This window comes from Desulfosporosinus acidiphilus SJ4, assembly GCF_000255115.2.
GTDB lineage: Bacteria > Bacillota > Desulfitobacteriia > Desulfitobacteriales > Desulfitobacteriaceae > Desulfosporosinus > Desulfosporosinus acidiphilus.
Genome location: NC_018068.1, coordinates 2,930,203 through 2,952,499 on the forward strand (window position 1 = coordinate 2,930,203; position 22,297 = coordinate 2,952,499).

At 39.9% G+C, this 22,297-nt stretch carries 23 protein-coding genes, 5 tRNA genes and 1 pseudogene; 4 read left to right on the plus strand and 25 right to left on the minus strand.

The window, feature by feature from the left end; genetic code table 11:
* Positions 1-256: 256 nt before the first annotated feature.
* From bcaP to DESACI_RS13325, 8 genes are all read right to left on the minus strand, one after another.
* On the minus strand, positions 257-1,657 hold the full coding sequence (gene bcaP, locus DESACI_RS13285; protein WP_014827711.1) for a branched-chain amino acid transporter BcaP: 1,401 nt from the start codon (positions 1,655-1,657) through the stop codon (positions 257-259).
* A gap of 425 nt (positions 1,658-2,082) precedes the next feature.
* Positions 2,083-2,661 carry a hypothetical protein gene (locus DESACI_RS13290; protein WP_014827712.1) on the minus strand — a complete coding sequence of 193 codons (579 nt, stop codon included), beginning with the start codon at positions 2,659-2,661 and terminating at the stop codon, positions 2,083-2,085.
* 197 nt (positions 2,662-2,858) lie between these two features.
* Positions 2,859-3,452, minus strand: coding sequence for a hypothetical protein (locus tag DESACI_RS13295; protein WP_014827713.1), 594 nt, complete (start codon positions 3,450-3,452; stop codon positions 2,859-2,861).
* A 207-nt stretch (positions 3,453-3,659) separates the two neighbouring features.
* Positions 3,660-4,385: a YkgJ family cysteine cluster protein gene (locus DESACI_RS13300; RefSeq protein WP_014827714.1), complete on the minus strand. Its 726-nt coding sequence runs from the start codon at positions 4,383-4,385 to the stop codon at positions 3,660-3,662.
* Between the two features lie 35 nt (positions 4,386-4,420).
* Complete coding sequence (locus DESACI_RS13305; RefSeq protein WP_041276500.1) at positions 4,421-5,065, minus strand: hypothetical protein; 645 nt, start codon at positions 5,063-5,065, stop codon at positions 4,421-4,423.
* A gap of 99 nt (positions 5,066-5,164) precedes the next feature.
* Complete coding sequence (locus tag DESACI_RS13310) at positions 5,165-6,466, minus strand: C40 family peptidase (RefSeq protein ID WP_014827716.1); 1,302 nt, start codon at positions 6,464-6,466, stop codon at positions 5,165-5,167.
* 279 nt (positions 6,467-6,745) lie between these two features.
* Positions 6,746-7,783, minus strand: a complete 1,038-nt coding sequence (locus DESACI_RS23115) for a diguanylate cyclase (protein WP_014827717.1) — start codon at positions 7,781-7,783, stop codon at positions 6,746-6,748.
* 250 nt (positions 7,784-8,033) lie between these two features.
* Positions 8,034-9,311, minus strand: a complete 1,278-nt coding sequence (locus DESACI_RS13325; protein WP_014827718.1) for a UDP-N-acetylglucosamine--LPS N-acetylglucosamine transferase — start codon at positions 9,309-9,311, stop codon at positions 8,034-8,036.
* A 279-nt stretch (positions 9,312-9,590) separates the two neighbouring features.
* Between DESACI_RS13325 and DESACI_RS13330 the strand changes: the two genes are divergently transcribed.
* The 3 genes from DESACI_RS13330 to DESACI_RS13340 all read left to right on the plus strand — a co-directional run bounded on the left by DESACI_RS13330 (position 9,591) and on the right by DESACI_RS13340 (position 12,428).
* Entirely contained in the window at positions 9,591-10,052 is a 462-nt protein-coding gene (locus tag DESACI_RS13330; RefSeq protein ID WP_014827719.1) for a GtrA family protein, read from the plus strand.
* Positions 10,053-10,150: 98 nt separating this feature from the next.
* Positions 10,151-11,299, plus strand: coding sequence for an NAD-dependent epimerase/dehydratase family protein (locus tag DESACI_RS13335; protein ID WP_014827720.1), 1,149 nt, complete (start codon positions 10,151-10,153; stop codon positions 11,297-11,299).
* Between the two features lie 13 nt (positions 11,300-11,312).
* A complete protein-coding gene (locus tag DESACI_RS13340) occupies positions 11,313-12,428 on the plus strand; it encodes a glycosyltransferase family 4 protein (RefSeq protein WP_014827721.1) in 1,116 nt (371 codons plus the stop codon).
* Between the two features lie 89 nt (positions 12,429-12,517).
* Here DESACI_RS13340 and DESACI_RS25535 read toward each other — a convergent pair whose 3' ends face one another.
* From DESACI_RS25535 to DESACI_RS13370, 6 genes and pseudogenes are all read right to left on the minus strand, one after another.
* A complete protein-coding gene (locus DESACI_RS25535) occupies positions 12,518-12,649 on the minus strand; it encodes a hypothetical protein (protein ID WP_014827722.1) in 132 nt (43 codons plus the stop codon).
* Positions 12,650-13,158: 509 nt separating this feature from the next.
* Positions 13,159-13,368, minus strand: coding sequence for a DUF1657 domain-containing protein (locus tag DESACI_RS13355; RefSeq protein WP_014827724.1), 210 nt, complete (start codon positions 13,366-13,368; stop codon positions 13,159-13,161).
* Between the two features lie 95 nt (positions 13,369-13,463).
* Complete coding sequence (locus DESACI_RS13360; RefSeq protein ID WP_014827725.1) at positions 13,464-13,727, minus strand: adenylate cyclase; 264 nt, start codon at positions 13,725-13,727, stop codon at positions 13,464-13,466.
* 478 nt (positions 13,728-14,205) lie between these two features.
* Positions 14,206-14,349, minus strand: a pseudogene (locus DESACI_RS25810) (helix-turn-helix domain-containing protein); the annotation flags it as partial.
* Positions 14,348-14,662 (minus strand): PAS domain-containing protein, encoded by a 315-nt coding sequence (locus tag DESACI_RS25815; protein WP_083845593.1) that lies wholly within the window; start codon positions 14,660-14,662, stop codon positions 14,348-14,350. The pseudogene DESACI_RS25810 and the gene DESACI_RS25815, both read right to left, overlap by 2 nt.
* 406 nt (positions 14,663-15,068) lie before the next feature.
* The gene (locus DESACI_RS13370; RefSeq protein ID WP_014827726.1) at positions 15,069-15,764 is read right to left on the minus strand and encodes an MBL fold metallo-hydrolase; all 696 of its coding nucleotides are present in this window, start codon (positions 15,762-15,764) and stop codon (positions 15,069-15,071) included.
* 96 nt (positions 15,765-15,860) lie between these two features.
* On the opposite strand from DESACI_RS13370, the gene DESACI_RS13375 reads away from it, so the two are divergent.
* Positions 15,861-16,229, plus strand: a complete 369-nt coding sequence (locus DESACI_RS13375) for a VOC family protein (RefSeq protein ID WP_014827727.1) — start codon at positions 15,861-15,863, stop codon at positions 16,227-16,229.
* 263 nt (positions 16,230-16,492) lie between these two features.
* On the opposite strand, the gene DESACI_RS13380 is transcribed toward DESACI_RS13375, so the two are convergent.
* The 11 genes from DESACI_RS13380 to DESACI_RS13430 form a co-directional block, all read right to left on the minus strand.
* Entirely contained in the window at positions 16,493-17,323 is an 831-nt protein-coding gene (locus DESACI_RS13380) for an ABC transporter substrate-binding protein (RefSeq protein WP_014827728.1), read from the minus strand.
* Positions 17,313-17,828 (minus strand): DUF6125 family protein, encoded by a 516-nt coding sequence (locus DESACI_RS13385; RefSeq protein WP_041276504.1) that lies wholly within the window; start codon positions 17,826-17,828, stop codon positions 17,313-17,315. Before DESACI_RS13385 ends, DESACI_RS13380 begins: the two co-directional genes overlap by 11 nt.
* A gap of 43 nt (positions 17,829-17,871) precedes the next feature.
* Positions 17,872-18,276 carry a cobalamin B12-binding domain-containing protein gene (locus DESACI_RS13390; RefSeq protein ID WP_014827730.1) on the minus strand — a complete coding sequence of 135 codons (405 nt, stop codon included), beginning with the start codon at positions 18,274-18,276 and terminating at the stop codon, positions 17,872-17,874.
* Positions 18,277-18,299: 23 nt separating this feature from the next.
* A complete protein-coding gene (locus DESACI_RS13395) occupies positions 18,300-19,937 on the minus strand; it encodes an acyl-CoA mutase large subunit family protein (protein WP_014827731.1) in 1,638 nt (545 codons plus the stop codon).
* On the minus strand, positions 19,927-20,886 hold the full coding sequence (gene meaB / locus DESACI_RS13400) for a methylmalonyl Co-A mutase-associated GTPase MeaB (protein ID WP_014827732.1): 960 nt from the start codon (positions 20,884-20,886) through the stop codon (positions 19,927-19,929). Before meaB ends, DESACI_RS13395 begins: the two co-directional genes overlap by 11 nt.
* The gene (gene cobO, locus DESACI_RS13405) at positions 20,883-21,401 is read right to left on the minus strand and encodes a cob(I)yrinic acid a,c-diamide adenosyltransferase (RefSeq protein WP_014827733.1); all 519 of its coding nucleotides are present in this window, start codon (positions 21,399-21,401) and stop codon (positions 20,883-20,885) included. The genes meaB and cobO overlap by 4 nt, the downstream gene beginning before the upstream one ends.
* A 456-nt stretch (positions 21,402-21,857) precedes the next feature.
* Positions 21,858-21,945, minus strand: a tRNA-Leu gene (locus tag DESACI_RS13410).
* Between the two features lie 4 nt (positions 21,946-21,949).
* Positions 21,950-22,024, minus strand: a tRNA-Cys gene (locus DESACI_RS13415).
* An 11-nt stretch (positions 22,025-22,035) separates the two neighbouring features.
* A tRNA-Gly gene (locus DESACI_RS13420) sits at positions 22,036-22,109 on the minus strand.
* A gap of 1 nt (position 22,110) precedes the next feature.
* Positions 22,111-22,185: transfer RNA gene (locus tag DESACI_RS13425), tRNA-Asn, on the minus strand.
* A gap of 7 nt (positions 22,186-22,192) precedes the next feature.
* A tRNA-Ser gene (locus DESACI_RS13430) sits at positions 22,193-22,283 on the minus strand.
* Between the last annotated feature and the right edge of the window lie 14 nt (positions 22,284-22,297).

Genomic DNA, 22,297 nt, shown 5'->3' on the forward strand with positions numbered 1-22,297 from the left:
TCTGTTTTGGTAATCATTAACATGTATAGCATTACCAAAAATAACCTGTGTGCTGCGAATTGGGGCCGTCTCGTTCATGATAACTTATGCTAGAAGACGAAGACACTGTCTTCGCACGAATTAGCCTTCTCGCAGCCGAAGGCGAAAGGGGCAAGTTAGATGCCGTTTAGCGGCATGGAGATCTGAAGTGTTAAAAAGGCACCCAATAAGGGTACCTTTAAAATCAAATCATGAACTTGTGTTCGCCATCTAGTAATCAGTCAGCATTAACCTTCGAAGTCTTATTTAGGGCACTATGTTTATACCCATACATGAAATAAATTATAAAACCAATGAATAACCAGACGACAAAACGAATCCATGTAGCCCCAGGTAATTTAAACATAAGGAATAAAGAGAATAGAGCAGCTAATGCTGGAACGACAGGTACACCCGGACACCGGAAGGCACGGGGCAAATCGGGCTGGGATTTGCGAAGGACAATAACAGCAATTGAAACAAAGACAAACGCAGACATAGTCCCGATGTTGACCATTTCCGCCAGTATATCGATGGGGGTTAATCCCGCAACAATAGCCACAATAATACCGGTTAACCAAGTACTTTTGTTAGGTGTTTTATGTTTTGGATGGGTCTCACTAAAGATTTTTGGGAGCAAACCATCCCGAGACATTGCATAAAAAACCCGAGTTTGCCCATAGAGCATAACTAACAGTACTGTGGTGATACCTCCAAGCGCACCTATCGAAATAATACCTGCAGCCCAATTTTGATGGATTAACTGCAACGCTAAAGCAATCGGAGCTGAGACATTCAATTTTGTATAAGACACGGCACCGGTCAAAATGGCCGTTACGATGATATACAAAACCGTACAAACTATCAAAGAAGCAATAATTCCGCGTGGTAAATCTTTCTGAGGATTTTTCACCTCTTCAGCAGCAGTTGAAACTGCATCAAATCCAATATAGGCAAAGAAGACAATCGCTGCACCCCGGAATACTCCGTTCCAGCCATAAGGCATAAAAGGATGCCAGTTAGCAGGCTTAACATAAAATATGGCTACGACAATAAAAACTAAAACAGCAAAAAGTTTGACAGCAACGATGATGTTGTTAACTCTAGTACTCTCTTTAACACCAAGGGACAAAAGCCAGGTAATCAAAAGAGCAATGACTAGGGCAGGTATGTTTATTAAACCTCCTGATCCGGCAGACAAAGTACCCCATGCAGGGAGATTAACACCCAAACCTTCAAGGAGTTTAACAAAATATCCTGACCAGCCAATGGCTACTGTACTGCAGGCCAGAGCATATTCCAGCATTAGATCCCAGCCGATAATCCATGCAAAAAGCTCACCGAGAGCAGCATAACTGTACGTATAGGCACTGCCAGCCACCGGTACCATTGAGGCAAATTCCGCGTAAACCAGAGCTGCAAAAGCACAGGCTATTCCGGAAAAAACAAAAGATAACACCAAGGCCGGACCCGCATATTGTGCCGCAGCAACACCTGTTAAAACAAAAATACCTGTTCCAATAATAGCACCAATACCCAAAGCTGTTAGATCTAGTGCTCCTAACGCTTTTTTGAGGCCACTTTTTTGTTGTGACTCTAATATAAGTTCTTGAATTGATTTTTTCCTAAGTAAATTCATTAAATCAGATAGCTCCTTTCTTAGTTACAATTATTTCGCAAATTATTTCTTTGATTATTGGTGCCTATAACCGGGAATAGTCGCCTCCTTCCGCATTAATAAGTTTACTCTTTTTATTTTTAAAAATAAATATTATTTAATTTATTTTTATATAAAATTTAAATTTACGATTTCATTTTTATACGCATGCGGCAAAGAATATCATATAAAATTGCTAAATTGTTTGCATTATTATATAAAAGATATCAGTAAATTTATTAAAATAAACAAATATTGGTATGATGTGGAATTATAACAGAGGTTTTTAGCAAAACCTCTGTACTTTATTTCTAAATCGTTTAGTACACAATAACTTATTATTTATTATCAGCTGTTTGTTTGTCATGGGTGGTTTACGCTATAATTTAGCATTAGCCTTTTTCGAACTAAAAATTCCTATCAATTCGTAGATTTTCTTCAGAAGTATTAAACCCGGCTATTTTCCAGGTTCCTTTCTCACTTTTTACGGACAAAGTATACTTCGTGCTAAAAGGAGTACCTTTACTTATACTGTTTTTCTTATGGTTTTTTTTGTTTAGTTCTTTAAAAAATTTATCTTCCGCACTTGTTACACATGTTATTACGTTACACACCACCTCGGCTTCGTCCCGCTCCTCGCTTATAGAAATCGAAAGAAACTCACAATCTTCAAACTTAGATTTTACTTTATTTTCAGTAAGGAAGTTTATGGTATTTTGCTCATCGTTGTTCTTGATGAGCTCAACTAGATGGTCTACCGTATAAAGATAATACTCTGCCCTGCCGTCTAAACATTCGTAATCGCGATGGGTTAATGCTTCGGCAAATTTTACGGCTAACTCTTTTAGTGCTTGTACAACTTCTGTATCACCTATCTTAGTCACAGTCCCGCTTTCTTCCGGACTGGAGTTGCTATTAACTGCCCCATCCGGAACAGGTAAAGATCCTTCGATGACCGTCAAGACTTTTTTTAAGATATTTTTCATTGCTTCTCCTCCCTTCACAGTATTCATTTTAATCGTACATAGTTATCTTATGAAGCAGAGGAGAACTAGGAAACTTGGGCTTATGGATACAAGAAGGCTATCATACTCCCACTTAAGGGCGAAAAATAGCCTTAATGCTTCCACAATCCAATTCCAAACTATTTCCACCCACTGGGAGACCTGATAAGAGTTAATTATTATTTCTTTTTAGAAAAAAAATTACTTAAAAATGCTTTTATGCCGCCTTTTTTGGGTTGTTCCCAAGCAGGCTGATTAGGCATTTGACCCCCATACCCTTGATTCGTCATCGGATACGGATACCCCTGAGTTGGATAGCCCTGCGGTGGATATCCTTGGAGCTGTGGTATTTGCTGTTGCGGCATTTGCTGAGGCATCTGTTGAGGCATCTGTTGAGGCATCTGTTGAGGCATCTGCTGCATTGGCTGTATCTGTTGCTTCTGAAAGCCCTGCGGTGGATAACCAGGTGCCATATAGCCTTGCCCGCCAACGTTTTGAGGACCAGATCCCCAATTTGTATTTCCGCCCATCATTCCGGCACCGGGCATTGTTCCTGGCTGACTCCCTCCGAAGTTGTTCATTTGGGAATATCCGGGCGGCATAAACAACCCTCCCGGAGCTCCAAAACTTGGCATCAGCTTTTGAAGCCCCCGACCCAATTGGGGAGGCCTAGCGAATTGTCCTGAAATATTCGGCACTTGAAAGCCTGGATTTCCTTGAGGCATCGTTTGCGCTTGTTGATTGCCAAATATATTCAATTTACCCAACGGCATTGATGATTCACCTTCATTCATCTTATTCTGGTAATATATGCTATAATACAAGATATTCAAGTCAAAAGCGTTTGCCACAATTTATTATTAGAGTGACTGGAAGGCATTCTCATATTCGCCAGCCAATCATTAAATAAAGGCGTTGTCACTGTACTAAATGACAACGCCTTTGGTGAAAGCGGCAGCAAATTCTAATGTGGGACATTTTTAGATATTGAGCGTTTTTAAGCGTTCAGTTCCAAGAGAAAGCAGATTAAAACCAAATTTCATTAATGCAACATCACCATCATTCTGTTTCATCTCGTCTATCATTTCCTCGGTTAAATTCATTTCCTCGAGCAATAAGGCAGCGTTATTGGATAAATAATTTCTAAAGTTATCCAGATCATAACACGCCATAAAGAAAAGATTAGTAATCTTTTCATCAGTTTCGTGATCACCTGTAAGTTTTAGATAATTGGGAATTTCGCTAAACCCCTGCTCCATTTCATCATAAATCTCTAGGCCTTGATCATGAAGCCATTCTTTGATTGTCTGTGTTTTTTTCTCATTCAATCCATGACAGCGGGAACTTTCGAATATAAAAGAATATTTTCCTCTCCCCAGCATGTCCACTGGCGCTATACGACAAGACCAGGGCCTTTCTCTGTAAACCCGACACCCCTTTGGCGTAATAAAGGGACATTTCAGGTCATCCTCTTCTGACATCTTAATTTGTACAACAGAAAAGCCGGTTTGCATATTTACCTTTAGTGTGTATTTTTCCAGAAATTCTTCTGAAGAAATACCCAGCAAATTTTTCATGCGCAGAACATCGTAAGGAGTCAGGTAAATATTAATATCACGACAACACTTTTTGAAACAATCCAGCCCATCATGGCACTGAAAGCTAAACTCACTGTCTTTATCCAGAACTAAGCGACGATGATCCATCTTTATCCCCCTTAAATCTCTTCAATATTGATAACTCATTGCTGATGAACGTAATCAAAACTAACAAATCCGCCACCTAGTTTTGTGGTGAGAAACCATTGAACTAAATCAATTTGTTTTATATGCCCTCCGTCCAATATTCTCAGAAGTGCTCTGCTGCCATCTGCTGAGTATTCTAGTGAAATAACTGTTACCCAGTGCCAAGAGTCTAAACGTTTTTCCTCACCATTGTCCAAATTCAGAAAGGCAACCGGTGTATCATTGGCCAATGCTTTATCCAAAAATATTAAGAGATCTTGAAACTGCGGGCGGGATGATCGACTTTTAGATATATTGAAAACCTCAAGTTTTATTTCCTGAGCCATCGCCTCAGCATAATTCCGGACATCCTCGTAGAGCAGCTCTGTTGAGGGGATACCTCTTAGGGTTGGCTTAACAAACTGATAGATCTCTTCCATTAATGACAAGGCCCCGCTCTTTAACCAAAGGTGATCAGAGAAACCCGAACTGCTGCGGGTCTTGAGATAGTATATAATATTTGTTACCGCGGTGGGGCCGCATCCCGCTCGACGCTGCCAGCTTGTGGGGTACCATTCCTGATCACAGCCATAAAATGTAGTTTGAGTATCTTCATCCTTTATTTTAAAAATAGTTTCGTTTTTTATTGTTCTTTTTATCATAAGTTTCTCACCCCTCAATTCTTTCCACATAGGCTCTCTACTTTCCTTCTTTAACTAGGTAATCCCATGAATTACCAGAAATAATCACTACTTTTTCCATTATTCGTTCGCAAAAAATACAACACGACGCGCACCCAGATAACGAGCAGACCAGTATGAATTTGTTATATTGTCAAAACAAACGCCATAAGCCTCAGAATCAATCATAATATTGTTGCCGATATAAATACCTACATGAGATGCACCCGATTCGTAAGTGCTGAAAAAAACAAGATCACCTGGTTTTAGATCCGATTCAGGAATCCCAATGCCTTCTTGATACTGATCTTCAGAAACACGATTTAATTTTACTCCAAAATTTCCATAAACGTACTGAACAAAACCCGAACAATCAAAACCGGGAGCAGGAGAAGTTCCTCCCCAAACATAAGGAGTTCCTAAATACTGTTCGGCGTATGCCAGTATAGACTGAAAATTAGCAGAAACAGGTACTAACTGTTTAATTTTGGTACTTAAAACCCCGGACTCCGTGGGATTTATACCTGCTTCACGCCCAGCTTCAACAAGCGAGCTTTCTAAGGATTGTTCTTGTGTCAATTGTTCAATATTAGATTGGACCTTAAATGAGGAAAGAATGGTTGCTTTCTCTTGAGAATTAACTTGGCCAAGAAGATTTTGCTGAGTTGCTAAGAGCTGTTGTTGTGTTTGCTGCAATTTCTCCTTTTCCTGGATCGAAGATTTAACAGAAGCCATTTTCGCATTAATTTGTGTCTGCTGTTTGGTAATACTAGTATTGGAAATAGAAATTGCATGATTTAGATGTTGATAATCATTAACTACATAAGAAATATACTCCCAGCGATCAAGGAAATCCGACATACTTGTTGAATCGAATAGTACTTCCATAAACGGAAGAAAACCTCCTTGCTCATTTCCGCTTTGATAGAATGTATTTAATATATCTCCTAGTTTATCACTATCTTCTTGACGTTGTTTTTGAAGTTGTGTTTGCTTAGTTTGTAAGTCCTTAAGTTGTGTTTGTTGAGCTTCTAAAGAAGCTTGATCACTCGCTATGCCGTCATTTATTGTCTGAAGGGATTGCTGTAATGATAAAATTTTAACGTCAAGCGTAAGTTCCTGCTCAGTTTGAGTATTAAAGTCATTGTTTAGCCCTTGTTCTTGCGCTATATATTGTTGCAATGTTTTCTCAGTGTTATCGTTTTGGTTCTGGATGACAGTATTGTCCTGAGATTGAGAACTATTGGTTTCGGAGCTGTTAGGAGAGTTTATTTGTATTTGTATTTGTGTTTGGGGTTGTGTTTCTGCCCGAGCCTCTAAAGGCATGCTAAATATGCAAATAATACAAATACATATTATATATATATTCCGTTTATCAAACATTTCCGTTCCTCTTTTTTTAAAAATACTATATTTAATAAGTCATTCGCTAAACTCATTTAAGTTCCTTTATAGTAATTGTTAAGTTTATCTCAAGGTATTTTCTAATTTATAACTCTATTGGATATAAAAACACAAACGGTTATTATTGCAAATATCAACTAGGGACAAGCACCTTATTTATTGCTTGTTTTAAATATTATGCCAGGCAAGTACAAACAGCCTTATCGAAAACGATAAGGCTGTTTGTCTAAGGACAATTAATCTTTATATCGAAGCACTTCAGGATTCAACTCTGTTTCTCCCGTTGCTTTTGGCTATATAAAGCTTATGATCGGCACATTCTATTAGTTTCTCAGCATTTATCTTTGGTGCGCGGGGAGAAGGTTTGATACTGCACACACCAAAACTAGCGGTAATTTTTATAAGATGTTTTCCACAGGCTATGGCCTCGTTTTCAATGGTACTTCTCATGCGTTCCGCTATTTCTTTCGCCTTTTCAACTCCGGCACCAGGCAGGCAGATAAGGAACTCCTCTCCTCCGAACCTTGAAATCCAATCACTTTCTCGTTGAATACATCCTGAAAGAATATCTGCAAAAGATTTTAAAATATGGTCCCCTGTTACATGGCCATAGGAATCATTGACTTTTTTAAAAAAATCAATATCTGCAATAATAATGGATAAACTTTGTTCTGAGAGAGAAGCACTGATAATGTCTACCGGCAACTTTTGATTAATATAACGTCTGTTATAAGTCCCAGTCAACGTGTCCTTCAAGGCTAAATTACTCATTCTGTCAATCAACTCGTAGATTTCCGGACAATTATCGTTCTCATTAGCTATATTTTCGGTGGTATTCTTCAATAATTCATAAATATTATTAAATTCCCCATTAGCAGCTTGATCAACTGAACTACTTATAACTTTGACTTGGTTGCGAATAAAGTCCTTCAACTCTTCGTCTCTAAGCATCATAATGATCATACCTGCAGCAATTCTTGCCACAGGCGGCACAATTTCCAGTGGTCCGGCAATTCCAAATGTGCCAATTTTGACGCCTTCAGCCTCAATGGCAATGTTGACCCCCTCTTTAACATGACTGTTAGAAGCTTCTGCCTCTTGAGCGGTAATAACAGCATAATCTCTGTTTGAATTTAGAATTTGGCAGCTTCCGATATGTTTTTGTCCTATCCGGGCTTTCTCGGAATCAGCTATGATAGTTCCCGTACTATCACAAACTATTACATCAAATCCACTTTGAACATGGATTAATTCGACAATCTTTTGAGCAACAACCTTACTGAGCTTAATTGTCATAATTTAAATTGAACTCCCCTTTTTATCTTTTAGCGAAATCTTAAATGATATCCAAGTAAATTAGTGAGGTTTATGGGTGCACTTAATTTACTTAATTTACTTAATTTACTTAATTTACTTAATTTACTCAATTTAAACTTATTAATCAATCGATAAAACTCATTTTTTACGTTTAGGAATATTCTTCGTTAATTTGAAAATTATACTTATAGAGAAAAAGCTTGCAAAACTTCTTCTCGCTGGAACTCACTTAATATCTGAAGAAAAAGGAGAACGAACGTTTGATTACAGGCAGCAAGGGACGTGAGATACGCAGCAACGAATTGCGCCAAGCTCTTTCACGGACCTGTTTCGAATAAGTAAATGAGGCGTTCATCTTACTTATGGATTCATAAGAAGATGAGTTAGCAGCCATTTCCAGAATAAACTCAACTCCCTTCTCAGCTGAATCACCGTTAAAACTTTGAGTTGCTGCTTGACTCATATGCTGAATCTTCTCTGGATTAGCAATTAGATCATTCAAGATATCGGTCAACTGTTTTTTTGTATAAGCAACCCTGCCAGCCCCGATATCAGAAACAAATCTGGCATTATTTTCTTCCTGGCCAGGTATAGGCTTAAAAATCAGCAAAGGAAGACGTTTGGTCAAAGCTTCAGATACTATAAGCCCGCCTGCCTTGGTAATTATGATATTTGAGGCAGACATTAGCTCATCAACATTGTCTATAAACTTAAATCTAACCACGGGATTGCGTGCTTCCTTCACGATATTATCTAGAGATTGATACAGTTTGTGGTCATTGCCGCAAACAACTATAGCCTGAACCGGTGCCTCAACCTTTAAAATTAGCTTACAAATCCATTTTGCCTTTTCGAGAACACCACATGCGCCGCACATAACCAAAAACGTTAAACGATCTTCATCTAACCCCAAATTTCTCAGGACATCTTTTCTATCGAGAGAACGTTCGAACTTCCGCATTACGGGGATCCCCGATATTCGAATGCGATTGGGTTCTATCCCACGAGCTATGAAACCCTCTGAAACCTTCGGGCAGCCTACGATATAGCCATCAACCCCTCGATGAATCCATTGACTATGAATCGTATAATCAGTAACAACTGCAGTCACCGGTACATTTAATTCACCCTTCATTCTTAACTGTGATAATACGCCGGTAACTGTTGGAAATGTGCAAACAATTACGTCGGGTTTTACCATTTCAATATAAGCAGCAAGCTGACTGCGCCCGAAAGAGTTTAGAAAACGTTGAAAGAGGGAATCTTCCGCTATTTCTTGTGTTTGTTTGTAAAACATCCCCCATAGTTTAGGTGCCCTCTTCATCATTGTTATGTACAATTTACAAAGGAAATAATTGAGATACTTGTTAAACTTACCCACAGAGTCTTCATGAATTATTTCTACAGATGGTTGGAAACTTTTTATTGACTCAATAAGCGCTTCAGCCGCCTTAACATGACCGGCTCCAAAAGTGGCTGAAAATATGAGCAATCTAATTGGTTTCAATTGATACCCTCCATATAAATAAGTCTAGTTTGAAATTTATTTTACTTCTCCACAGGCAACTAAAATTTATACGCCTCATGAGACAAAATCACTATGGAAAATTCGATATTATTCCTGTGAAATCCTCTTGAAAAAAGGAATAAATTAAGTCAAAAAGTCTAAACCTTTTCTAAAAATATTGAAGCCATTTTATTAGAACTAAAATCTTAACAATTATTTAAAAAATAATTAATAGTTTTCTAAGAATTGAAGTTTATTGTTATTATGGAGGTGAAACGAATGGTTAGCAATTTTGTCAATTCAGTTAAACAGCGTAATATATTAAAGGGACAATTTCTGCAGTTCATTTTCGTCGGGAGTCTCAATGCTATTATTGACCTAGGTTTTTTAGACATTTCATTATGGTTGTACCCTACTAATGACCAAACACTACTCATATTATTTAATACCGCAGCCTACATTTTAGCAATTGTAAATAGTTATATATGGAACTCGCGTCTTGCCTTCAAAGGTTATGCTCAAAAAGATGTTCGCGAAAAAGTATTTTTTCTAATTCAAGCGGGAATAAGCTTAATCATAAGCAATTTAATATTTATAGCAGGTATCCGCTTTTTTACTCTTTGCCGATTTTCCCTTTGGTTTATCCAGAATATCTCCAAAGTACTCGCCATGATATCCCCTTCTATCGCAAGTTTTCTGTTTATGAAATATTTTGTTTTTAAAAGACTAAAAGCGGCTTAGCCATTTAATTGGGGTAAAACGTTTTGATATACGATTACAATTATCAAGATAGCATTTATCCTACGGTTTAAAGTTAATTGAAGAAAAGGGGAGCAAACTTGAAAATTATTGTTGCCGGAGGAGATGGCTTTTGTGGCTGGCCAACCGCACTCTATTTGTCAAACCAAGGACATGACGTTATTATATTGGATAGTTTAATACGCAGGAAATGGGACCAAGAGCTCCATTCAAACTCCTTAACACCTATTGCCAACTTAGATCAACGCATTACCCGCTGGCAAGAGCTAACCGGCAAAAAGATTAAAACTTATATCGGAGACTTAAATCATTATGACTTCTTACGGGAGGTTCTAATTCAGACTAAGCCGGATGCTTTCGTTCATTTTGCTGAACAGCGTTCAGCACCTTATTCAATGATTGATCGCGAGCACGCTGTCTTTACTCAAGTTAATAACGTTGTTGGCACTCTAAACGTCCTCTATGGAATCAAAGAAATTGTTCCAGATTGTCATCTTATCAAACTCGGTTCCATGGGAGAATATGGAACACCAAACATTGACATTGAAGAAGGTTATCTTAACGTTATCCATAATGGTCGTGAAGATACTATACCTTACCCCAAACAGCCTGGGTCTTTCTATCATCTCTCAAAGGTCCACGATAGCCATAATATCATGTTCGCAACCAAAGCTTGGAAGATTCGGGCTACAGATCTTAACCAGGGTGTTGTTTACGGGTTGCATACCAAAGAAACCCTCATGGATCCCATGTTAGTGAACCGCTTAGATTATGATGCTGTATTCGGAACAGTTTTAAATCGTTTTCTGGCCCAAGCTGCTGTCGGACAAAATTTGACGGTCTATGGAAAAGGCGGTCAAACTCGCGGCTTTCTAAATATCATGGATACCATTCGATGTATTGAACTTGCAATTGACAATCCTGCTAAGCACGGTGATTTTCGTGTCTTTAACCAATTTACTGAAGAATTCTCTGTATCAGACCTTGCCAAAAAGGTTCAGGAAGTTGCCCGTGCTAAAGGTTTTGACCCTCATATTACTCATATAGAAAATCCAAGAATCGAAAAAGAAGATCATTATTATCATGCGGCCCATAGCAAATTACAAGATCTTGGTTTAGAGCCACACTTACTTACCTATCAAGTACTATCAGATATCTTTGTATCCGTTCTTGAGCACAAGGATCGCCTACTTAAGGATAACCTATTGCCTAATATCCGTTGGGCCTGAACAGAGGTAGACTATGAAAATCGCTGTTATTACTGAGACTTTTTTACCATCAACAGATGGTGTTGTAACCCGTCTCCGTGCTGCCTTGCATTGGCTCCAACAAAACGGACACGAAGTATTCATCATTGCTCCTGATCTGGGTATTGACGAATTCGAAGGGGCAAAAATTCAAGGAGTTCACGCTCGTACCCTTTTCTTTTATCGGGATCGGAAATTCTCACTGCCCACATCCAAGGTTAAAAAGTATTTGCAAGAATTTCGTCCTGATATCGTTCATGTTGTTAACCCTGTGCTCTTGGGAGCATCCGGCGTTTATTACAGTCGTCGTTTAAGGTTACCACTTGTTGCCTCATATCATACGAATATTGCCAAATACGCCCGATATTACCATTTGCCATTCCTTTCCCCCCTGCTATGGCGATACTTTCGCTGCTTACATAATCAGGCAGATATAAATTTATGCACTTCAGAAGCAATGAGAGATGAATTAACCGACCAAGGATTTAATAATCTTTATGTATGGAAGCGGGGCGTCGCCATCGATAGATTCGGTCCCCAAAATTACGATCAAACCATGAGAGACTATTTAACAGGTGGACAACCTGAACAAACGCTTCTTTTATATGTCGGAAGACTAGCAGCGGAAAAGGAAATTGAAACTATCCGCAATGTCTTGGAATCATCTCCTGAACTTAGTCTGGCTCTTGTCGGTGACGGACCCTATAAAGAAACGTTACAGGACTATTTTAGAGGCACCCGTTGTATTTTCACCGGCTTCTTACATGGTGAGCAGCTAGCGAAGGCCTACGCTTCTGCGGACATTTTCGTTTTTCCTTCCGTCACGGAAACCTTAGGATTAGTTATTCTGGAAGCAATGGCTTCTGGACTCCCTGTTGTTGCTGCACGTTCCGAACCAAGTTCCGAGCAAATCGCTGACGGCATCACAGGATTCCTTTACACACCAAAAGATCCGCAAAGTTTTAAGGAAGCGATATTTAAATTAAAGAAAAAAAGCCTGCACCATAATCTTTCTGAAAATGCTTTTAAGACAGCAAGTAATCTTGGATGGGATGAAGCAGCTAAGCAGCTTCTTGAGTTTTATATACTAGCCTATAACTCCAAATCATAAAACTCGGATATAACTATAACTAGACTGCCCATCCAGAATAATGAGCAGTCTAGCTTATATTAATCGGAGATTATGCGATCACATAAGGATTAAAAAATGACACCTAAAGCGATCAGAATAAGAATGGCAATCGCAATAATTCCTGCTCCTACACAATTTCCGCCACCGCAAGTGCCATAGCCGCCGTAACCACCATAACCGAAACTGCCATAACCGTACATGCCTTCAATCTCCTTTCTTTCGCTAATTTAGAATACAATCCCCATAGCAATTAGTAATAAGATAATTACCACAACGATTCCAATGCCTGCTCCCCAGCCGAAACCTACTCCTCCAGCTGCTCCTCCTCCAAAAGCCATTGTGATTTCCTCCTTTCTTACGGACCTAACCCACTATATGTCAGTTCTCCACATTTTTCCACTCACTATAAATTTTTCCTTAAATCCCCCTTCAAGCCGAATCATTTCCCATATACACAACCCATGAAATAATAGAGTTAATTCTTAATGAATTCTCAACACCATCAAGGACCAATCTCAAAATCTTTTTTGTATTATTATTAAAGGGGTTATCACTTAGATAAAGATTAACAAATTAATAACGACGAATACATAAAAAAAGCTTATGCTCGAGGAAAGTGCTTAACTGAAGGTTACGCTTTCTTAAAACACAAAAAAGTCGCCCTTGCTGTGGGGCGACTTTTTTGTGTCTGGATTATAATATCTTTTTCTTAACTCAATGACTTATTCATACTGTTGTTCTGAGTTACATAAGCTAACCGACCTCTTAGCAGCGCAACATGACGCTCCATATCACTCGACATTTCCTTAAACATTTGTTTCGCCGAATCATCAAGAGTTGAAGCCGAAAAAGTTTCATAAGTACCTAGTGCTGATTGGGCTGCAGCTACCGCTTTTTCCAAATCTGCCTGTACAGTCAATTTTATCCCTCCTAAATGTTTAAAATTAGTATGTACAGACTTTTTAAATTTAAACCGATTTAATCAATCCTCCGTTTCTTTTCATCAAGTGAATTTCAAAGTCCTTGATTATCCGCTAAAATCTCCTCAGCCTCATCAATTGCCTTTACATAAGCCAAGGGTAAATCAGGAATCGTTGTTTTAATTTGCCTGAAAGCCTTAAGATGGGCCTCTAAGGCCAGCTTATCCTGAGGATAGCAAGAATCCACCAATTGATTAAAACGCTCCGCCTCATCGACATGACCATGTTGACTTAAATAATCGTAGAGAAGTAGTGCTAATTTAAAAACATCTCTCTGGGTATTGATAGCATATGTCATTTCGGAAACCTCCTTCATTAAGCAAATCCTCTTCCTTGCCAGAATCTGATTTTAGCTAAATGCTCATTTCTATTTTATTTGTAATCTCTTGATCCCGACTGGGAATATACTTCAATCATGCCAACGCTTTGCCTCCCCTACCATAAGAGCCGAAAGCTGCCAACCCGTTTTAAGGAAAAAGGTTTAGGTGAGGTGTTTTACTTGATTTTCGAGCCTGATAATTTTTAGAATAATAGATATCCAATAACAGTAATTAAAACTATTTTACAATTATTATTATATCATATTAGATCAATTATTCAATGGCTCTTCGCTCTTTAATAACTTTTTTTGCCTTTCTTTTCATATTCTTTTCATATTATTATAACCATCCATGGCTAATACCAGATTATTAGCACTGCAGACTACCCCATTCTTTAGACAAAAAAATTTCAGTTTATTACCTATTTGGGGTAATAAACTGATAAAAAGATAAAAATTATAGACTCCTGTCTAACTTATATAACATAATAGCCGCTGAAAGCGCTAAACGTGTTTGATACTTATCTAGAGAAACTGATAGCAATCTTTCAATACGCTGTTTCCGAAACACCAATGTTTTTCTGTGAATGTATAGTTCGTCAGCAGCTTCTCTGAGCTATGGTTAACCCCAATAAACGAAGCGGCTGAAGCGATTGATCATAGATAATACTACATGAGAATTCAACCCAACGATACGTCCCATTTTTATGAAGAAGACGATACTCCGAAGAATATCTCTCACTTTTTCTGTTCACCGTTTCTTGTATTGCTTTGTCGACTTTCTTTACATCTTCTGGATGAATAAGACGATGCCAATCATCGATAACCTCATGTTCACTGTAGCCCAGAATTGCTTTCCAACGGGAATCGTGGCACCCTGTATTGTTGATCAGATCAACCTCCCAGGTACCGATGTATCATATCCTCCTGCGAGCCTCCGGCTTCATTTGGTAGGTTATTGTTATTGTTATTGCATATTTCCCCAAATTTCGAAGCATCCTGAACTAGTGTCAGACAATGTCTAATATAATCAGTATATTTAAATTCCCTCTTTGCAAGTTGGTCACCGAACCTTTCTAAGTTCCATAACTTTGTAAATTTCGAATTTGAAAAAAAGATCATACCCGTTTCAGCACTGACTGCACAGCATGCTAACGGAATGGCCTGAACTAGAGGCCAAAGAGAATTACGCTCACAAATATGCCTCTTAAGCTTCAATTTAAGAAAACCTCCTTGGTGACCTCCTATTGATTGTTTGCTAATTGTAATAAAGCTTTTAGCACCCGCAAAGTCCACCATGGGTTATACTCCTCCGATTCTTCAAATAATCAGCTCTTGCCCTTTTCGGGTGAATTTGAGGATTTGGCAAGAAGAATCTTTCATTTCAATTTCAAATTCTTCTACAATCTCAGGACTATCCGCAAAGTGCATAGGAATTAAATACTTAGGAGCAAGTTCTTGAATAAAATACTCTGCTCCTGCTTTATAATTCTTCTCCAGTCTTGGATCAACCGGAAAAAAGGCAAAATCGATGATTTCCCCTTTGATTTTCTGAACTTCATCCTTAAAAGCCTTTTCGGCCTTGGCCATTTCTTCCGGCGTATCAACCCAATACCACCAATTTAAGTCTCCGGCATGAAAGAGGTGATTTCCTCCATCTTGAATAAGAAAGGAGACTCCAATGTCTGTTGAGTTATAAGCCTTTACTGTAAGGTTACCCAACGTAAGTTGATCATACGGAGACAGAACATTAAGGTTATTTACTTTTTTAGATATTACAATATCAGAACTTAGTATATAGTGAATATCCGGTCTCACCTTCTGCCATTCTAAAATTAGCGGATTAAAATGGTCAGGATGGTTGTGTGAGGAGAAGACTACAATATTTTTAGGACTTTTCTTTATTACATCCCCAATATCTCCTCGATAATAATCAAGAATATACAAATTATTATCTGTTTCAACTAGAAAACCACTATGAAATAAATATTTAATTTTTATCAGCTCTTTTGCCATTGTTATCACCTCATAATAATTATACAATATTTATAGCGTGTTACTTAATTTGATCTGTAGAAGTAAAGCTATAAACTATGAAGGAAGGTTCTATCTATGAAATTTCGATTTGGCCATAACAATTTTAATGTCTTAGATCTTGAAAAAAGTCTAAAATTTTATAAAGAAGCCTTAGGTCTTGTAGAAGTTAAACGATTCGAACCCACAAGCGGCGAATTTAAACTTGTTTATCTTGGAGATGGAGTAACCCAGCACAGTCTGGAACTTACTTGGTTGAAAGAGCGAACGAAACCCTATGACTTAGGAGAGAACGAATTCCATGTAGCTTTTATGGTTGACGATTTTGAAGCAGCTTATGAACTTCACAAAAAGATGGGCTGCATTTGCTATGAAAATAAGGAAATGGGCATTTATTTCATTAATGACCCCGATAATTACTGGCTGGAAATTCTCCCCAAGGAATAAGGGTTGTTTAATATATCTTAACCAAAAGTGATGACCCAATAACCTCTTAGAATGAGTTCATTCATTCATTCATTCCTAAGGGCATTTTCTTTGAAGAATTTAACCTATGGGAAAGTCATGACCAAGGGGCCGCGCAAAAACTTAACTTGAATACCCAAAAAGAGAGGACCAATAGCTAAAGGCGTTGTCAGAATGTGACAACGCCTTTCTTTAATAATTTCTCAGACCCTTACCTAATACAAATTTAATACTTGTTCCCCTCTCTATCTGATACTCTCAAACAGTTTGTGCAGTTTCTCCATCCCGGCGATCAGTCTGGGGCCTGGTCGACATAGACAGTCGCAGGATATTGGATAAATATGATTCTGGCGAACGGCTGTTATGTTACCCCAATCTTCGGTTATGAATTCCTCCACAGTTCTATGACAAAGGGGATCTTTCGCATCACATCCTTTACATTTGGGAGGCAGCAGTTGCCCTTTATCAACTCCACAAAACAGGATCACTTCCGGATCAAATTCCTCGATTTGGTTCCAGCTCACAGGAACATAAGGATCGTTCGTCTGAAATTCCATCAACTGGGCGCCAGCCAGCCGCAACGCATCATATTGAAACGACTTTACACCCGGGGTTACATAAGGATTTGTGCTCATCAGGCGAAAAACCCTCGGTCTTCGAATTATTGTATCACTGCTAAGTTTATCAACCCGATCCTTTAAAATCCCAATGAGAGGTTGCACTGTCATGTCTTTTTGGCAGATCTGTCCTAGTCTGCTCATAAGTACAAAAATGTCATCAATTTTTAGAGGAATAGCCTCAAGAACGTTGATTTGATTCAATTTGAGTTTGCTTATTAGGTTTCTGTGCAAGGCCCCATCTGCAAGAACAAGGTCAGGTCTAAGCGCGAGAATCTTTGACAGTTGAGGATAGCCAAAGGTACCCACTTTGCCCTTTATTTTTGCCTGATCCGGATAACTGCAGTTTTCTGTAACTCCTATAAGATGAGACTCTAAGCCGAGAAAAAAGAGAATTTCAGTAGCTGAAGGAACCAGGGATATAATTTTGGGTATTGCTTTGAAATCATCATTCTTCAAGAGTAAACTTCCATCCGCAGTAAAATTCTTCGGGGTGGGGATCAGGAGGACAGGCGAGGCAACTAGTTTTTATACGGGAATCAATGGTCGAGGCAAATAGAGAATATTCAACTTCTCCTACAGGTTTACAGGGATGATCAGGAAGGTTCTTCCTTTTTCTCGCCGATTGGACACGACAGTCGAGCATCTTAAATATTAAGGTGTGGTCATCCGGTCGAGTACACTCTTGAATATTTAGAAAAGCGTAAAGGCGAAACTTTAAGGCTCTTTCTAAAGCGTCTAATCCTCCGTTTTTCGGCAGATCCAAAAAAGACATGATGCGTTTAGCTTCTAGAACGGTAAATTTCCGCCAAGCCTCAATATCCTGTTCAACTGCTTCATCAAGACCCCGCACTTTTTCGATAGCTTGAAACCAAAGTCCGTCATGAGCTATCCATCGTTTTGCGAAGTCTTCTAATAATGCTATGGCTTGTTCTCGAGTAAGATCGTCCTTAGAGTTTAACAACGCCACGTAATCAACCCCTTTTTCCTGAATTGAACTCCTCGTATCATAAAACCTCTAGTCTCTTTTCGATCCAACCTACTATCTCTGCCGTAGTTGTGCCCGGCGTAAACAAGGCCTCTGCGTGTCCTCCCTCCAAAAGTGAATCAATGTCCTCCTCAGGAAGCGTTCCTCCACCCATTAATAATATATCATCCGCGTTTTGCTCTTTGAGTAATTCTTTTATTCTTGGGAAAATTGTCATGTGCGCTCCAGATAAAACACTGATACCAATGATATCAACATCTTCTTGAATTGCAGCTTCCACGATCTGCTCCGGTGTCTGATGCAATCCTGAATAGATAACTTCCATTCCTGCATCACGTAATGCCCGGGCAATTACTTTCGCCCCACGGTCATGTCCGTCTAAACCTGGCTTGGCAACTAGAACACGAATGCGACTTGTCTTCATCGCTTCTTCCCTCCCCCTATGATCTAAAATACAGCTTGTTCGCGATACTCTCCGAAGACGTCTTTAAGAACAGCGATCATTTCCCCTTCTGTGGCATAAGCCCGCACGGCATCAAGGATTTTAGGCACTAAATTGTCTGTTTCCAGAGCTGCTTGCTTTAAGCCTTCTAAGGTGGTTTGGACTCGGAGATTATCACGGCTTTGTTTCAGCGCCTGAAGCCCGCGTACTTGAGCCCTTTCAACCTCCGGATCAATTTTCAGTAAATCGATTTCTGCTTTCCCTTCATTGATAAATTCATTAACACCGACAATAATTCGGTCTTTGCTTTCTATCTCTTGTTGATAGCGGTAGGCCGCATCAGCAATTTCCTGCTGGAAGAAGTTCTTCCGAATGGCTTCCAGTACCCCGCCCAATTCATCAATTTTCCGGAAGTATTCCTCTGCTCCCTCCTCCATCTGATTTGTCAGGGTTTCTACAAAATATGAACCGGCTAAAGGATCAATGGTATTCACTACACCTGTTTCATAAGCGAGGATTTGCTGGGTTCTGAGAGCAATTTGGACGGATTTTTGAGTCGGTAATGCTAAGACCTCATCCATGGAATTGGTATGCAAAGATTGGGTTCCACCCATGACTGCCGCCATTGCCTGATAGGCAGTTCTCACGATATTATTCTCAGGTTGTTGTCCGGTCAGAGAACAACCGGCCGTTTGGGTATGGAAACGCAATAATAAGCTTTCTTCTTTTTTGGCGCCATACTTCTCCTTCATATGACGCGCCCAAATCCGACGAGCGGCTCGATATTTGGCGATTTCTTCAAAAAAATCCGTATGAGAATTGAAGAAGAACGATAACCGAGGCGCAAAATCGTCAACATCCAAACCGGCCTTGATACCTGCTTCAACATAAGCAAATCCATCGGCTAGGGTAAAAGCAAGCTCCTGGAGCGCGGTTGCTCCTGCTTCTCGTATGTGATAGCCGCTGATACTGATAGTATTCCACTTAGGAACATGTTCTTTAGCAAAACCAAAGATATCGGTGATAAGGCGCAAAGACGGTTCGGGAGGAAAGATCCATGACTTTTGGGCTATGTATTCTTTAAGAATATCATTCTGGATAGTTCCGGTTAGCTTATGAGCGGGAACGCCCTGCTTTTCGGCAGCGACAATATACATGGACCAAACAATAGACGCCGGGGCATTGATAGTCATAGAGGTACTGACTTTATCAAGGGGGATATCCTTAAACAATATTTCCATGTCAGCCAGCGAGTCGATTGCCACACCCACCCGGCCAACCTCCCCGAACGCACGGGGGTGATCCGAATCATATCCCATGATGGTGGGCATATCAAAAGCAACACTCAACCCTGTTTGACCCTGTTCGAGCAAAAACTTATACCGTTCATTAGATTCTTTCGCTGTAGCAAAACCTGCAAACTGTCGCATGGTCCATAGCCGGCCGCGATACATATTGGGACGGACACCTCGAGTATAAGGGTATACTCCGGGATTTCCCAAGTCTTCCTCGTAATTGATCTCTGCCATATGCCCGGGAGCATAGAGCGGATCAATAGGAACACTTGAAACAGTCATAAACGAATAGTTTCGCTCCTTCTGAGCATCGTAGGTTGCTTTCCAACGCAGGAAATTATCCTTCATCTCCTTTATCCTCCTTAAAACACTCTTTCCAAAGATTGTGAGTCAATTCATAAGGATTTTCATAATCACAATCCATTAACTTCCCTTTTGCAGCTTCCCAAGCCATGTTAAAGACTGCCAGAGTTTTATCTTCCCACTGACGCCAGACCTCAAGGCGTAAGCGCTCTTTATGGCGCTCAATCCTTTGTCCCGATTCGAGTAAATAAGTTTGATGATCTTCAATCTTTGCTAATAATGTTTCCAGCCCTGTATTATTAACAACACTTGTCATGACAACCGGAGGGCGCCAACTCTTCCCATCGCAACTCAAATTTAACATCATTTCAATATCATTTTTCATCCGATCAGACCCCGGCAAATCCGCTTTATTAATGACAAAAATATCTGCTACTTCCATGATTCCCGCTTTAATAGCTTGGATTCCGTCTCCTGTTCCAGGATTAAGCACAACCACCACCGTGTCTGACATTTGCATAATTTCAAGTTCCGACTGACCAACACCCACCGTTTCCAAAAGCAGACGCTCATACCCGGCACATTCTAAAATGTGCAAGATATCTAACGTGGAACGTGTAACACCCCCAAGATGTCCTCGCGTGCCCAAACTGCGGATAAAAACATCCCTATCCGTACCATGAGCCTGCATGCGAATACGGTCTCCTAATATCGCTCCTCCTGAATACGGGCTGCTGGGATCTACTGCCACAATCCCAACTCTTTCATTTTTAGCCCGGTAAAGTATTGTCAACGCTTCAACCAAGGAGCTTTTTCCTGCCCCTGGAGGCCCTGTTATCCCCACCACTAAGTTATTTTTAATGGTTTTTAAAATTGAAGACATAATATACTCTCGGTCTAAACCGTCTTCAACCCAAGAAATAATTTTGGCGGCTGCCCGACGATCTTTTGCCAAAAGACGAGCAATCCATTGATCAAGTGCTTCTCTATTCAAAACTCCATCCCCGCCTTTGCCTCAACACCTTGGTTATATGCATGCTTTATTTCTGTCATTTCGGTGACTGTATCGGCAATTTCTATTATCTCAGCTGCTGCATACCGTCCGGTTAAAACCAAATCAAGGTGAGGCGGTTTCTTATGAACTAATTCCAAGACCTGATTAACAGATATTAATTTAAAGGCTACTGCGACAAGAATTTCATCCAGTACTATAAGATCATAATTATCTTCTTCCAACCATTGTCTGGCTAAAGCCAATCCTTCTTGAGCCATCGTAATATCTATGGGGTCAGGATTTTCATAGGAAACAAAGGATTCCCGCCCCGCTTGAACGAGTGTTAATTTCGGGAGCACAGGAGTTATTTTTATTTCACCGTAATTCTTGCTCCCCTTCATAAACTGTAGAAATCCAACCCTTTGATTATGGCCTAAAGCCCTTAAACTTAAGCCGAGAGCGGCAGTCGTCTTGCCCTTGCCGTTTCCGGTATAGACTAGTATTAATCCAGCCATCCAGATACCTCCTTTCTTTAGAGCATTGCCTTGATTATTATCAATAATCTTAATATTCTCAATTGCAAGATTTATACCAATTAGGAGCTGCACAATATCCGCACTGCAGAAGTATACGTACTGAGTTGCAGTTTTGCGCTAATCTCCTCCGTTTATCGTCATAACATACTGCTGCCTATTGCACTTATGCTAGAGGACGAAGATACTGTCTTCGCACGTCTTAGCCCTTCTTGAAGTCTACAACCTAAGGTTATATGCCTGCCTGGAAAATATATTTATCAGTTAATCGGTGGTGCCGCTCGGCGAACATGGAGATCTGACAGTATAAAAAAACGTCCTGAAAGCGATACACATTCTAACAAATTTGTATCGCTTTCAGGACGCAGCGTTTCAGTTATTCAGTTAAATTTTCCCCGTGGAATCACTTATAAAGTGAAGATAGATTGATTTAGACGATGGTGCCGATGACCGGAATCGAACCGGTACGGGCTATTAACCCGCGGGATTTTAAGTCCCGTGCGTCTGCCAGTTCCGCCACATCGGCAAGTTGGAGGCGGCACCCTGATTCGAACGAGGGGATAAAGGCTCTGCAGGCCTCTGCCTTACCACTTGGCTATGCCGCCCTAAAGTATAGTGGAGCGGGTGATGAGAATCGAACTCACGTAGCTAGCTTGGAAGGCTAGTGCTCTACCATTGAGCTACACCCGCATGGCTCCCCGAGTAGGACTCGAACCTACAACCTACCGGTTAACAGCCGGTTGCTCCACCATTGAGCTATCGAGGAATATATCTGGCGGAGAAGGAGGGATTTGAACCCTCGCGGCAGTTACCCACCCTAACGGTTTAGCAAACCGTCCTCTTCAGCCACTTGAGTACTTCTCCAGAGTTTGGACTAT

Bases quoted from the DNA above. Each gene is read 5' to 3' on its own strand.
- bcaP (WP_014827711.1), bottom strand. From the start codon at position 1,657: ATGAATTTACTTAGGAAAAAATCAATTCAAGAACTTATATTAGAGTCA.
- DESACI_RS13290 (WP_014827712.1), bottom strand. From the start codon at position 2,661: ATGAAAAATATCTTAAAAAAAGTCTTGACGGTCATCGAAGGATCTTTA.
- DESACI_RS13295 (WP_014827713.1), bottom strand. From the start codon at position 3,452: ATGCCGTTGGGTAAATTGAATATATTTGGCAATCAACAAGCGCAAACG.
- DESACI_RS13300 (WP_014827714.1), bottom strand. From the start codon at position 4,385: ATGGATCATCGTCGCTTAGTTCTGGATAAAGACAGTGAGTTTAGCTTT.
- DESACI_RS13305 (WP_041276500.1), bottom strand. From the start codon at position 5,065: ATGATAAAAAGAACAATAAAAAACGAAACTATTTTTAAAATAAAGGAT.
- DESACI_RS13310 (WP_014827716.1), bottom strand. From the start codon at position 6,466: ATGTTTGATAAACGGAATATATATATAATATGTATTTGTATTATTTGC.
- DESACI_RS23115 (WP_014827717.1), bottom strand. From the start codon at position 7,783: ATGACAATTAAGCTCAGTAAGGTTGTTGCTCAAAAGATTGTCGAATTA.
- DESACI_RS13330 (WP_014827719.1), top strand. From the start codon at position 9,591: ATGGTTAGCAATTTTGTCAATTCAGTTAAACAGCGTAATATATTAAAG.
- DESACI_RS13340 (WP_014827721.1), top strand. From the start codon at position 11,313: ATGAAAATCGCTGTTATTACTGAGACTTTTTTACCATCAACAGATGGT.
- DESACI_RS25535 (WP_014827722.1), bottom strand. From the start codon at position 12,649: ATGTACGGTTATGGCAGTTTCGGTTATGGTGGTTACGGCGGCTATGGC.
- DESACI_RS13360 (WP_014827725.1), bottom strand. From the start codon at position 13,727: ATGACATATGCTATCAATACCCAGAGAGATGTTTTTAAATTAGCACTA.
- DESACI_RS13370 (WP_014827726.1), bottom strand. From the start codon at position 15,764: ATGGCAAAAGAGCTGATAAAAATTAAATATTTATTTCATAGTGGTTTT.
- DESACI_RS13375 (WP_014827727.1), top strand. From the start codon at position 15,861: ATGAAATTTCGATTTGGCCATAACAATTTTAATGTCTTAGATCTTGAA.
- DESACI_RS13390 (WP_014827730.1), bottom strand. From the start codon at position 18,276: ATGAAGACAAGTCGCATTCGTGTTCTAGTTGCCAAGCCAGGTTTAGAC.
- DESACI_RS13395 (WP_014827731.1), bottom strand. From the start codon at position 19,937: ATGAAGGATAATTTCCTGCGTTGGAAAGCAACCTACGATGCTCAGAAG.
- cobO (WP_014827733.1), bottom strand. From the start codon at position 21,401: ATGGCTGGATTAATACTAGTCTATACCGGAAACGGCAAGGGCAAGACG.